Genomic DNA, 14,071 nt, shown 5'->3' with positions numbered 1-14,071 from the left:
TGTAGGTTGTTCAGTTGTGGTTGAACCTTCTGTAGTTCCTTCAGGTTGTTTAGGTTCTTCTTGATCTTTAGTTTCTACTGGTGTTGTAGTAGTTTCACCTGTTGAAGGTTGTTCTGTTGTAGTTGAACCTTCTGAAGTTCCTTCGGCTGGTTTAGTTTCATCTGTTGTAGGTGTTGGACTTACATCTGTGCCTGGAACTGTTTCACTTTCGGTTACTGGTTTAGAAATCGCCAAACTTAATGAATATTCTTTTTCACCAAGTGTTTTACCATCAACTAAATAAAGTTGTCAGTATAAAGTATAAGTAATTTGTCCATCAACTTCAGTTTTTTGAACGAAAATACCTTTTCTAGTTGAATTTTTATCTTGAAGCTTGAATCTATTTGTTCCGATTTGAGTTGTTTTTGTTCCATGGGTAGAGAATGAACTACCTAAGTCACCGCCTAAAGTAATACCATCGATATTTTCTTTTTGATTTCCAATTGTTACTATAGCATTTTTAATTCCAATTGATCCAGCTTGTGTAGCTATTGCTTTATCAAATTGATTAGCGATCTCATCTTTTTTAGTTTCATCAATAACAAATAATTTATTTTGTTCTGATAATTTATATGCTTCTGGATTCATGTATTTAGATGATTCATCTTGTGCGGTTCCAGGAGTGGTTGGCACTTCTGGAGCTGGTTTTGTTATTTCTGCTGTGGAAGTTGTACTTGTATTTGTGTTTGTTGTTTCTGTGTTATTTGTTGCGGTTGTATTTGAAGATGTTGTAGATGTTTTTACTTCTTCTTTTGCTTTTTCCTTATTTCCACATGAAACAGCAACAATAGGCAATGTCATTGCTGAAATTCCACCTATAATAGGCAATGCCAATTTTTTAAATAATTTTTTCATTTATTAATATCCTTTACATTACTTTGAATTTTTCAAATTAATAATAAGGCATATTATTATTATTATTATTATCTGACAAAATGTGGAATTTTTCCATATTTCGGCAAAAGAAAACACCCTTTCGCAAGAGTGTTGTAATACTAGGCTTTTAATTGTTGTTCATAGTATGTATTAATCATTGTTTGAACTTTTTGATCTACTGGACTAATAGCAACATGTTGAACATTATAAGTAAATTCGTGTCAGCCTTTGAATGTTTCAGTATCTTTATGTCCTATTGTGTACTCATTTTCAATTTTGTACAAGTTTCTAGCATAGTTCTTTTGATATTCATTTTGTTCCGCGTATTTTGGATCATCCGATGGGATTAATGGATCATTAAATGTATTTTCATATGCATAGTTATAAACTAAGTTAAATGCTGGAGTATATCTAACATAATCAAAGTTTAAGAATGAACCATAATCTTTATAAGCTTGACTTGAAGCATCATCAACTGCTTGGTTAACTTTTTCTTCAGTTCAATCGCTTTCTTTTTTATCTAAACCGCCTAAAAAGGTATCTTTTGAACTTTCAATAATTGTTTGAGCAGTTTCTTCATTTGTATCCTCCGATATAACTAAACCATCAACAAGAAGTAAGTTAACACTTGGACGAATAAAACGAATTGCACCATCAGGAACATCGCTATTTGAAATATTATCTCTTGAATAGAATGCATCCAAAGCATCACCATTATAAATAATACCTACGTTTGTAATTTTTTCAGGATCAATTAAGGTATTTAATAAATCTTGTCCATTGCCGCTTGTTCTAACGTGTTTTGTATTTGTGATTTTGTATCCAGTTCCATCTTTAAATAGATTTAAGAATTGGTCGATTAAATCTTTATAAATAGTTGTAACAACTTCTCTTTGAGTTAAGTCAGTTTTTTCGTGAACAATTGCACCGCCAGAAGGTTGAGGCAAGTGTTTACCAGTTTCGGTATTTAATCTATAAGATGAACCATAAACCATATTATCTCTAACTGCATCTGTATATTCATAGTATTTAAATGCGTCTTTATCATTATTAGGTCCAAAAGGATTTCTAATAGTTTTAAGTGCATCAATCATTGGGATGGTGTGATTTAATAAAGGTTCTGGGTTGTTGTAAATTTTATATAGATCTTTATTAATTTGAGTTTCAAGATCTTTTGTTATAGATTCAAAATAAGATGCTACTGAATTTGTGTATAGTTCTAGGTATTTTTTGTATGAATCTGAGTCTTTATCTTCAGGTTCATCTTTACCAGGCGACTTATAAATTTTATTATAAGCTGAAAGCTTAAGAGGGTTATAAGCTATAACCATATCTTGAGCGAAATAAGGTATGAAATAGTTGTATAAGTGAATTTTATCTTCATTATTTTCATAATCCTTATTGTAGAATTGCGTTCCGTCAGCTTTTAATTTTGGCTTTCCGTTTGGTTCGTAAATTGGAATATCTTCAAAATATTGATCGTATGAAGCTAGGTGATTAAAAACGATAGGAGTGAGAATTTGTTTTAAGTTTTCTGAAACTGATAAAGCATCATTTCAGTTTTGGCCATAAATTTTCTTAAAGTCTTTAACTGTGAATTTTCTTAATTTACTTTTGCCTGTGTAATCATTAATTATTAGCTTAGCTGCTTGTCCATCATTACCAATTCCACCAGCTGTTTTATGGGTTAAAATAGCTTTTGAAAATTCATTAATTGTTCCAAATTCTTTATATTCAAACTTTTTGTTAAGTTTTTCAATAATAAATGGATCCATATATGATTGGTAATTATAGAAAACTGGCTTGAATTTTTCTTTAGTATATTTGTAAGCTAAAGCACCAGAAACTCCAGCAACTGTAACTATACCCAAAGCTGTGAAACCCACTGATTTTGTTAATACTTTAGATTTTAAAAAGTATTTGAATTTAGTTCATTTAGATACTTTTACATTTTCATTGTTTGGCTGTAAATTAGGAGTATTTGTGTTTTTAGTTTCCATACTTTTCTCCTTTTACAGTGATTTCAATTGTTTTTGTTTCTTGAAATAATTGTGTTTTATAGTTTTTTGAAGATAATTTACGTTTAGCTTTTCCGATTGCGATTGATTTATAGGTAATATAGGCAATATTTCCTGTAATAACAATTATTAATAAAGCGGCACCAACTACTAAACCTCAAGCTCTAAATTCACCTTCGTAAAGTTTAGTGCCTAATGTAGATGTATTTGAAACAGTTCTTAAAATAATGAAGTCATCAAAACTTAAGAATGCTGAAACTAATGCAGCAAATACGATTGAAGGAATCATATATACAAAATAAGTTTTAAACCAGGATCTAACTTTGTTATATCCTAAGTCTTGAGCAGCTTCTAATTGTGAACAATTGAATTTTTCGCTTCTTGGAAACATCAAAGTAATTCCATAAGGTAAGGCCATAACTGTATGTCCAACAATACCTCTTAATAAACCTTCTTGGGTATTTACTAATGTACCGAATAATGCAGCGAATAATAAGGCTAAACCTAAAGCGATAATGTTATCTGGGTTGATTAATTTAGCATTGTTAATTGCGTGTATTACTTGTGTATATTTTTTATTTTTTTGTCTTCACATACCATAGCAAGTAAGTAGAGAAATCGTAACAACTAAAACAGCAACTGCAACAGCAATAATAATTGAGTTTAATAATGCAATTCCTCTTCCTTCATTGAAGAAGTATTTTCAGTTATCTCCTGTAAAACCATTTCAAGAAGATCTAATAAAACCTTTTTCGGTTGGTTTATTAAAACTAAAAATTGCAGCGAAAAATAATGGGATATATACTAATAAAAGTATTAAATGGATAAAAATCCCACGAAATCATCTTGAAACTTTATTATGCATGATGACCTCTCATTTTTCTCATAATTAATTTAGGGATAAAGTTAATTAATCCGTATGTACTCATAAATACAACAGCTACTACTAAAACAAGTGTAGTTCCTAATGAAACTTCAAATTTATTAGCTGGATTTGTATAGTTGTTAATCATTGTACCCACTGTTTGCAATTGTGATCCATCAGGAAGTAATTTATCACTGATAACAAAGTTAGTTGCACTTGATAAGAAAATTAACCCAAACCCGCTTAAAACAGCCTTAGAAGCATAAGGTAAGATTACTTTAATCATAGTTTTAAATGAGTTATAACCTAAATCATGAGAAGCTTCAATAATGTTTTCTGGCATGTCTTTAAATACTGAGTATAAAGGCATAATCATATATGGAAGGTTTAAGTATGTAAGTCCAAAAATCATAAATCAAATTTCATTTAAGTTATTTTCGGTTGGAACAATACTTAAGAAGAATCCTCTAACTGCGTAAATTTTAGCAATTGTGAAGATAACCATAGGACTAAGCATTAAGCTCATTGCGTAAATTGGCACAATTTTGCTTTTGCTTCTAGCTACGAAATATGCATACGGGAATCCTATTAATAAACATAAAACCGCTGAAACTATACCAATGTATAAACTTCTTCAAATTTTTGTTCATGTTTTAGGATCCTTCACTAATTCAGCTGAGTCAAAATTTGCTTGTCCCGCTGATGTAAAGGCGTTTACGACAATTAATAAAAGTGGCGTAACTACTAATAAGATAGCAATGAATAGATAAGGTAAGATTAAAAATAATCTTTTATTAAGTCCAAGTCTGGCTTTAATTTTTGAATTCATTTGTTTCGTAATCCCACTTGCTATCTTTGTTCATTAAGTGAATTGAATCAATTGTTCAGCTAATATCAACTAAGTCACCTAATTCAAACTTTTTACTTGTTTCAACAAAAATATGTTGATGAGCATCCAATTTAACTTTAAGGTAGTAATAACTTCCTCTATATGATAAGTCAGTAATTGTTCCTCTAAGTTTTTCTTTAGTTGATTTTTTAGTTGTAGTTTTCTTAGTTTTTTCTTCTTCTAAATCAACAGCAATAATATCAACGTCTTCAGGTCTAATTAAAGCATCAACTTCTTGCAAGTCTGCAAATTCATCTTCTTCATGAACTGTTTTGAAGTTTTTGCCCAAAATATCTACTGTACAGTCTTCTTTGTGAAATACACCATTGTAAATATTTGAATCGCCAATGAATGAAGCTACTCATTTATTAATTGGGTAGTCATAGATTGCTTTAGGTGTGTCGTATTGTTCAATTCTACCACCACGCATAATAGCGATTCTATCTGATAATTCTAAGGCTTCATTTTGGTCGTGTGTAACGAAAATAAATGTTAAACCTAATTTTTGTTGCAAGCTTCTTAATAATACTTGCATTTTTTGTCTAATTTTGGCATCTAATGCACTTAAAGGTTCATCAAGTAAAAGAATACTTGGTTCAATAATTAAACTTCTAGCAAGGGCAACTCTTTGTCTCATACCACCAGAAAGTTCAGTAATAGCTTTCTTTTCATTTCCTTCTAAACCAACTAACTTAACTATTTCTTTAACTTGTTCATTAATTTCGTCTTTTGTTAGTCTTCTTTTTAAGAATTTATTTTCAAAAGCTTCTGTTTGTTGTTGAACATAGTTTTCTCAGTATGAATAGTTAAAGTCTGATCTATCAAGTCATTTTTGTCTACGGCGATATGTAATTGTGTTTGGTTTAAGAGTTTCCATTTCTTTAATGTATTGCTCTTGTAGTTTATCCAATTCAAGCATTTTTTTGTTAGCTGTAGCAGCTCATTGTTTTTGCTTTTCAACTAGCATCTTTTCATATTTAGGATTAATTACTTCCTTAGGTACTCTTTTTAAAGGCATACCGAATTTAATATTTCCTTCAACATTTAAGTTAGGGAATAGGGCATAATCTTGGAAAATTGTTGAAAGGTCCCTTTTGTGAGGTGCTAAATCTTTAATATCTAGCCCATTAAATTTAATTTCTCCACGTGTTGGCTTGTCAAAACCACCGATTAATCTTAGGATAGTAGTTTTACCACTACCACTAGGTCCAAGAAGCGTAACGAACTCGCCTTTAGCAATGTGTAAGTCTACATTGTCTAATACAACTTTGCCATCGAATTCTTTAAAGACTTCTTTTAATTCAATGATTGAAGAATTTTTCTCCTTCTTTTGAATCATATAATCTCCTTTTTAATTTAAAGCTTATTTAATACAAAAATACAAAATTATAGGTATATAAGTAAAAATTAAAAACGAAAAAGTATATGTTTTCGCAGGCAAAAAAACACTACTTTTTCAGAAAGATTAAGCGGAGGCTAAATCGTATAAGTTTTGAGAATATTCTGTAACGTAAAACGGCAATGAAGGGTTGATATCTTCATTGAAATTTAATAGTACAAATTTAGAATAGAATTTGTCAGATTTTAAATTTTGTATTCTCATATTGCATACATTTTATACAATATATTAATTATTTATAATATTTATATATTAATTTATTTTTACTGGAGGTTTAAGCATGAAACAATATCCAAATTATTCAAAAGTAGATAAAAAATATAGATGAGATTTAGAAGATATTTTGCAAGGCAAAACAATTAAATATTGATTTGAAAAATATGAAGAAATTTTTCAAAAATTAATTGAAATTAAAGATTCAAAATTTGATGATATCAGCAGTTTTATAGATAGTTTGAAACTTTCTGATGATTTAAGTTTAATTTATAACAAAATATCTAATTATTTATCAAATAAATCTAATGAAAATTTAATTGACCCTGAAATTCAAAAATTAAGCACCGAGTTTGAAAATATTAATGAAAATTTAAGTGAAAAATTTGGTTCAGATCTCAATAGATTATTTAAAAATATTGATAAGGTTAAAACTTGAATTAATGATTCAAGATTAGCAAAATATAAAAGAAGTTTGCAAGATGTAATTAATTCCTACGATCATAAACTAAGTGATGATGTTGAAGAATATATTACAAGAAGTAGTTTTGGATATCCAAAACTAGATGATATTTTTAGTATTCTTACTGATTCAGAATTAGATTATAAAGATGTTTATAATTCAAAAAACAAAAAGTTTCATCTTGACCCTGCTTCATATGTTAAATTAACTAAAAGTAATGATGCTTGTTTGCGTAAAAATGCTGTTTTACAGTATAATAAGGCGAAACTTCAACATAAAGAATCGTTAGCGTCTTTACTTGTACAGGAGTTTAAATCAATATCAGTTGATGCTAAAATTAGAAAATACAAAAGTAGTATAGATATGCTTACTTTTGAAGATAAAGTAAATGATGAAATACTTAACTCATTATTTACTAATGTGGCTAATTTAAAGGAAGATATATCAAAATTCCAAAAATTTTATAAGTTGTTTTATGAACAAAAATATAAGGAAAAGTATAGACCTAGATTTGATAAAAATAGAGAACTTATTAACGTTAAAACTAATTACTCAATAGAAGAAATTCAAAATATAACTAAAACAATCTTTAATGATTTTCCTGCTGAATATTCATTAAAAATTAATGAAGCTATTGATACCAATTGAATCGATTATATGATGGTTAAAAATAAAATTTCGGGAGCTTATTCAATCGGTGAATCGTATGGAATTGACAAGAAATATATCTTAATGAACTTTGATGGAGAATTATCATCACTGGAAACTTTATGCCACGAATTAGGCCATTCAATGCATTCTTATTTTTCTGATAAAAATAATGATCTTGTTAATTCAAACTACCCAATTATTTTAGCTGAAATTGCTTCAATTTTTAATGAGCTTATACTTTATGATTACCTGCTTAAAAATAATGAAAATAACGATAAATTTAAGTTTTACATTTATACCAAAATGATTGAAGGTTTTATTGGAACAACTGTTACACAGACAATGTGGGCAAATTATGAATATGATTTATATAACAAAATAGATAAAAACGAAGTATCACAAAGCTATACTGATGTAGCTAAAATTTATTATGATGCAGTTAAAAAATACTCTAAAAAATCATATAAATTTGATCCAAATAAATGTGTAGCATCTGTAACAATTCCACATTTCTATATGGGTTTTTACGTTTACAAGTATGCTATAGGTCAATTGGTTGCTAACTATTTTTATAGTCAATATCAAAAAGAAGGCAATGATTTTATTAATAAGTACATTAATAACTTTTTAAGTGCAGGTTGCAGAGATTATCCACTTGAAATTTTAAAAAGTATGAATGTAGACTTAAGTAGTCAATCATTTTATGAATCTGGATTTAACTATTTTAAAGAAACAATTGATAAATGAATTAAATTAGGTAAGAAAATATTCAAAATTAAACAAACAAAAAATACATAAATTTTTTCGTTTTAATATAAAATATTAAATATTTATTAATTTGCAAAACAAAGGAGGTATATATGTGAAAAATGCTTAAAATGTTGCCAGCTAAAATTAAAGCGATGTTCTTTTTTGGATCATTTTTAGTTTTAATCTATGTTTTACTTAATATTATGCTTCCCAATTTAATTGGTGCATACATTAAATTAATGCTTGATGAAAATCCTATGTTTGATTTGTCATTTTTAGATGGAAGACTATTTATTGGAACATATGAACATAAAACTGCTGTCAAGGTTTTAACCACTATAATTATCGTACAGACCTTATTAACAGCCTTATTGGCGTTTTTATCTACAACAGTAATTATTTATGCAGCTGAAATGAGTAGTTACTTTTTCAGAGTTAAATTATTTGAAAAAATTCAAAAATTATCTCTAAAAAATATCGCAGATCTTAAATCAGAATCAATTATTACAAGAGTGTCAAACGATATTGCTCTGTTCTGAGAGTTCTTGGTTAACGGAACCACGATTATGATTAAGAGTTTCTTCTTAATTATCGGTGGTGTAGTATTTTCAATTTTAGTTAGTTGAAAAATGGCTTTAAGTATTATTGCTATTATTCCAGTTGTTATTATTCTTATTTTAGTTATTGGACTTACTGCTAGTCCAATGCTTAAGAAAAGCCAAAAAATCGTTGAAGAAGTAACTAAGGCAGTTAACGAAAATATTTCAGGTATTAGAGTTATAAAAACTTTTAACCTTGAAGAAGACAGAATCAATAAATTTAAAGATATAAACCAACGTTGATTCAATATTTCATTTAAATCAAATATGATCTTTACAGTTGCCTTTCCAATCTTTTATATGATCTTAAACTGATTGATGATAGGTATTTTTGCAGTCGCTGGAAAAAGTGCTCAAAATGGAACTATTGATATTGCGACCATTGCTAATATTAATGTCTTTATTGACTACTTATTCTTAATCGCTGGTGGTATTTTATTACTACTAACATTCTTATATTCATTCTTTAGGGCTAGAGTTGCAGCTGGTAGAGTTGTTGAAATATTAAACTATAAAATAGATGATTTGAATGTACCTGAAGGAAAAATATTAAATTCATACGATATTGAAATTAATAAACTTTCATACAAGTATTATGAATCATCTCCAAACTATGCCTTGGCAGATGTTTCGTTCAAATTACCTTTTGGTAAAACTTTAGGTATTATAGGACCTACTGGTAGTGGTAAAAGTACGCTAGTCAACTTATTAATGAATAATTATGTTTATTCTGAGGGGTCTATTAAAATAGGTCAAGAAGAATTAAAAACAATTAATACTAAGAACTTGCACGATTCAATTGGAATTGTTTACCAAGAGGCTCTTTTATACACTGGAACAATTAGAAGCAATCTTTTATGAGCTAAACCTGATGCAACGGATGAAGACATTAATGAAGCATTAGAAAACGCTTGCGCTAAAGAATTTATTAGTAAGTTTCCAGATGGATTAGATCATCCAGTATTGCAAGGTGGTAAAAATCTATCAGGTGGTCAAAAACAAAGAATTTCAGTAGCTAGAACACTTTTAAGAAAACCTAAAATTTTAATTTTAGATGATTCAACTAGTGCATTAGATAACATTACAACTAAAAAAGTTATAAATAATATTAGAGAAAAATATGATTGTTCAACTATTATTGTTAGCCAAAAAATTGGGGCTATTAAAAATGCTGATGAAATTATTGTTTTATCTAACGGCGGATTTGTTATTGGTCAAGGTAAACATAACGACTTAATGCATTCATGTGAATTTTATAAACAAATTCATGAAACACAATTAGAACAATAGAAAGGGGAGAGATGAAAAATAAGTCTATAAAAAAGCCAGAAAAGCTAATTAGAAAAGAACGTAAAGTTTCAACTTGAACCTTAATATCGGCTACCTTTAAATTTATGGGAGCAGAAAAAGGAATACTTATTTGAGGTATTATCCTATCATTTTTCCAAGCTATGTTTTATACAACTGGTACAGCAATGACTGGTTTTATTGTGAAAGATTTCTTAAATAATGATGTTATTGGGCATCCAGAAAGATTTAAAACTACTTTATTTATTATTACTAATGTGGCTGTAGCTTGCTGTTTTATGCTTTATGGTATTTTTAGAATACTACAAGGAAAATTATTTATTACTGCATCATTTAAAGTGGCAAGCAAAATGAGGGAAATTTCAACAGTAAAATTGCTTAATATGCCTATTTCATACCACGATAAACAACAAGCTGGAAATCAAATATCAACACTGACAAATGATATTAGTAATACTTCACAATCATTAGTTCAATTGCTAAATGAATCGTTCGGAAATATCTTTAATATCATTTTTGCTATAGGCTTTATGTTTGTTTATAGTTTTACATTAAGTATTATTGTTGTTCCAATGAGTTTTATTTTCTTGGCTATTAGCTGATTAATCATAGCTGGAGCTAGAAAACCATACATTAGAGTAATTAATCACTTTGCTGATATGAATGGTTTTGTTGAAGAAATGCTCAAAAACACAAAAGTTACACAAACTTTTGACAGAGAACCAGAAGCAAACAAAAAACTTGAAAAAATTGCACATACAATTAAAAAAGAAGCATTTATTGCTGACTTATATACTAAAGTATTTGATCCTTGATTTACAATCTTTTCAAACTTTTTAGTTTTAGTTATCCTTGTTATATCAATTACTTTTAAAGCCAACGGCGTGCCATTTTACGGCTTGATAGGTGGCGAAATTGCTGCCTTAATTATTGGTTATATTAACTTATTATGGAACTATACTACAACTGTTCAAGTTCTATTCAATGTTATATTCTCAGTTCAAATTGGGGTAGCTTCAACTACAAGAATTTTTACCTTATTAGATTTAGTTACACCTTCGGCTATTCAAAACCCTGAATACTTAGGTGAAGATACCCAAGGATCTATTGAATTTAATAATGTTTCATTTAGATATGATAAAGATTCAGATAAATATCAACTTAAAAATGCAACCTTTTATGCTAAACCCGGCCAAACAATTGCAATTGTAGGTCCAACAGGTGCTGGCAAAACTACAATAATTAACCTATTAAGTAAATTCTATGACTATGAAGCTGGTTCAATCAAAATTGATGGAATCGAGCTAAATAAAATACCAAAAGACAACTTGCGTGAAAAAATGTCTGTAGTACTTCAGGATTCATTTATGTTTAATGATACTATTTGAAACAACTTAAGAGTTTCAAATAAAAGAGCTACTGATAAAGAAATTATTGAAGCCGCTACTTTAACAAGTGCACATAACTTTATTCAAAAATATGAAAATGGTTATGATACAGTAATTGAAAATAATGGTTCAAACCTTTCACAAGGTGAAAGACAATTACTTTCATTAACTAGAGCTATTTTAGGAAACAAAAAAATCTTAGTACTTGATGAAGCAACTTCAAATGTTGACTCAAATACAGAAAAAATTATTCAAACAGCACTACAAGAATCAATTATGAAAAACAAAACTTCCTTTGTTATTGCACACAGATTAAGTACGATTAGAAATGCTGATTTAATTCTTGTTGTTAATGATGGTGAAATCATTGAAAAAGGTACCCATCACGAATTAATGGCAAAACAAGGTTATTACTACAATCTTCACCAATCACAATTTAAATAATATCTATTCAACAGCCTTTTAAGGCTGTTTTTGAATACAAAAAATGCCTGTTTTATAGGCGTATTAGATAAATTAACGCTAATTATTTAATTATTTTTCAATAACCATTTTTATTTGACCCAATTCTTTGGATGTGACCATTTTCACGTAAATATTTAATATTATTTTCAATTGCAGTTAGTGAAATTCCTAAAATATTACTAAGTTCAGGTTGTGTAATATTAGGTTTATTTTTAATTTCATTAATAATTTGAACTCTTCTTGGACTCAATAAAGAAACTTCCTTGGATTCGTTATTCTCGGTTTTGACTTTGCCAATTCGTTTAAATGGAAGAGTTACCACTATTGAATTTTCTCTTATATCAAAAGCATTTTTACCATATGCATCAATAATTTTAGGTACTCCTCTTCCCGAGCGTTCACTGATATGAAGTTGTAAAAAAATGTCTGATAATTTTTGATTTACTGGAATTGATTCTCCTAGATAAAAACCTTCTAAGGTTTGTTTTGGATCGATTGTCCCTCTTGAGAGTATTTCTATTCTGTCGCTGTAAACAGTAATCATCGGTGCATTACCATCAACCCACTTATTATGCACAAAAGCATTAATAATGGCTTCTCTAAAGGCGTTTGCGTCAAAAAGGGAAATGTCTTTTCTTGAAACTATTCTGTTTGTTTCGTCAGCTTGAATTATATTAATAACGTCAGCGTATTCTAATGCTTTGTCTAAACTTAATAAAATACATGTATTACCAAGTTCCTTAACTGAATATAACGCACTTGCTTTTGTGTTACCGCTAAAAATTGATAATCTTATTGAAATATGACTATTATCAGATAATAGCTGAGCCATTAAGTTATATTTTCCGTTTTTAGTAATTAATCCAAGATTCTTTTTAAAAGTCTCCGATTTTAAAGATATTCCCCTGCCTGCATAATAAGTGAATAGTCTTTCAAACGTTAAGTCTTGATATTCAGATTCTATGTTTTCTATTGTTAGCTTACTATTATTTAATATTTCAAATAGTTTAGATTCTCTTTCTGGATATTTATACAGGTTAACTTTGCTTGAACCAATTCTTAAATATCTAACACTATCAAAAGATGTAGGAATATTTTTAGCTTTTGGGATTTCTAAAACTACCAGCTTTTTATCTTCATATATTACTTCTTCAAAATTAAAAACAATATCTGGATTTAATTGTCTTGCTAAGTAAAGTTGTAATGGTTCATTTTTTACATTTATTCTATAATCAAATGTAGTACCGACAACTTCGTGTGTTTTATCGCTTATGCCCCAAATTAAATAAGCAAAATCTTTTCTGCATACTGCTGCAGAATTAGATAATGCAGATATATATTCACCAATTTGATATGGTTCAAATCAATTTTCCTTTAATTCATATCATTCAGTTTCAAATTCTTCATTTTTTAATTTTTTTATCAATTCTATATATTTATCCATAATTTTATACCCAACTTTATCACACACTTTAATTATATCTTATGTTGGGTATAAAATTGGGTAATTGCTTAAAATTTTTTATTAATATTAATGTTGTAAATATATTAATATAAGTATATTATTTAATAATAGTATATATTACGAACTTAATTAAAAACGCCTTTTTTATAGGCGTATTAAACAAACATTTTTTGTAATAATGCTTTTTTGATATCTTTTAGTTTGGTGAGTTTTTTGTTTTGTAATGTGATAAGTTTATCAACGGCAGTCAAAAATTCAGCGATTTTTGACTGTTCAACAAGTTCTGAAATTTTTACTAAATTTTCAGAATAGTCTGACCAATATATATGCGGGATCGCAGTTCCAATAGAAGATATTGAAAAATCAAATTTAGACATAATATGATATAAAAAATTTATATTAACTTCCTGATTATTATGAATCGCACCCATAGTCCCAATAAACATTGTATTTTCCGGTAAGACTCTAACTCTTCCAATGCCTGCACCATCCTTAATGATTGTTATATATGGCTTATTTATAGCCATTTTATCTGTATAACCTATTTTGCAAAGAGCGTCATATAGAGCATATTTACCATTATAATTTGCATCTGAAACATTAAGATTGGAAATAGTATACCTACTAATTTCATTCAATTTAACGACTTTTCATAAATCGTTAAATTGCGAAAACCTAATCTC

Annotated in this window: 11 protein-coding genes; 3 read left to right on the top strand and 8 right to left on the bottom strand. The window is 28.4% G+C overall.

All coding sequences use genetic code 4. The features are described from left to right. The 6 genes from T390_RS0103115 to T390_RS04115 form a co-directional block, all read right to left on the bottom strand. Window positions 1–894: hypothetical protein (locus tag T390_RS0103115; protein ID WP_027335039.1), on the bottom strand; the 894-nt coding region annotated here is incomplete at its 3' end. Window positions 895–1,034: 140 nt separating this feature from the next. Then, window positions 1,035–2,915, bottom strand: a complete 1,881-nt coding sequence (locus tag T390_RS0103110; protein ID WP_051590865.1) for a type 2 periplasmic-binding domain-containing protein — start codon at window positions 2,913–2,915, stop codon at window positions 1,035–1,037. After that, window positions 2,905–3,798 (bottom strand): ABC transporter permease, encoded by an 894-nt coding sequence (locus T390_RS0103105; RefSeq protein WP_036436216.1) that lies wholly within the window; start codon window positions 3,796–3,798, stop codon window positions 2,905–2,907. The genes T390_RS0103110 and T390_RS0103105 overlap by 11 nt, the downstream gene beginning before the upstream one ends. After that, window positions 3,791–4,627 carry an ABC transporter permease gene (locus T390_RS0103100; RefSeq protein WP_027335036.1) on the bottom strand — a complete coding sequence of 279 codons (837 nt, stop codon included), beginning with the start codon at window positions 4,625–4,627 and terminating at the stop codon, window positions 3,791–3,793. Before T390_RS0103100 ends, T390_RS0103105 begins: the two co-directional genes overlap by 8 nt. Then, on the bottom strand, window positions 4,611–6,026 hold the full coding sequence (locus tag T390_RS0103095; protein ID WP_027335035.1) for an ABC transporter ATP-binding protein: 1,416 nt from the start codon (window positions 6,024–6,026) through the stop codon (window positions 4,611–4,613). The genes T390_RS0103100 and T390_RS0103095 overlap by 17 nt, the downstream gene beginning before the upstream one ends. Window positions 6,027–6,152: 126 nt before the next feature. Next, the gene (locus T390_RS04115) at window positions 6,153–6,290 is read right to left on the bottom strand and encodes a hypothetical protein (protein WP_156930763.1); all 138 of its coding nucleotides are present in this window, start codon (window positions 6,288–6,290) and stop codon (window positions 6,153–6,155) included. Between the two features lie 76 nt (window positions 6,291–6,366). Between T390_RS04115 and pepF the strand changes: the two genes are divergently transcribed. The 3 genes from pepF to T390_RS0103080 all read left to right on the top strand — a co-directional run bounded on the left by pepF (window position 6,367) and on the right by T390_RS0103080 (window position 11,902). Next, window positions 6,367–8,211, top strand: a complete 1,845-nt coding sequence (gene pepF / locus T390_RS0103090; protein WP_027335034.1) for an oligoendopeptidase F — start codon at window positions 6,367–6,369, stop codon at window positions 8,209–8,211. Between the two features lie 62 nt (window positions 8,212–8,273). Continuing rightward, window positions 8,274–10,052, top strand: coding sequence for an ABC transporter ATP-binding protein (locus tag T390_RS0103085; RefSeq protein ID WP_027335033.1), 1,779 nt, complete (start codon window positions 8,274–8,276; stop codon window positions 10,050–10,052). 11 nt (window positions 10,053–10,063) lie between these two features. Next, entirely contained in the window at window positions 10,064–11,902 is a 1,839-nt protein-coding gene (locus T390_RS0103080; protein ID WP_051590864.1) for an ABC transporter ATP-binding protein, read from the top strand. A gap of 82 nt (window positions 11,903–11,984) precedes the next feature. Here the strand turns inward: T390_RS0103080 and T390_RS0103075 are convergent, their stop codons facing one another. Both T390_RS0103075 and T390_RS0103070 read right to left on the bottom strand, forming a co-directional pair. Further along, entirely contained in the window at window positions 11,985–13,367 is a 1,383-nt protein-coding gene (locus tag T390_RS0103075; RefSeq protein ID WP_027335031.1) for an RNA-binding domain-containing protein, read from the bottom strand. A 176-nt stretch (window positions 13,368–13,543) separates the two neighbouring features. After that, window positions 13,544–14,071: restriction endonuclease subunit S (locus T390_RS0103070; protein ID WP_027335030.1), on the bottom strand; the 528-nt coding region annotated here is incomplete at its 5' end.

The organism is Mycoplasmopsis felifaucium ATCC 43428 (assembly GCF_000687775.1).
Classification (GTDB): Bacteria; Bacillota_I; Bacilli_A; order Mycoplasmatales; family Metamycoplasmataceae; genus Mycoplasmopsis; species Mycoplasmopsis felifaucium.
Note: the sequence above shows the minus strand (reverse complement) of the source record. Positions and strands in the feature narration are given on the sequence as shown.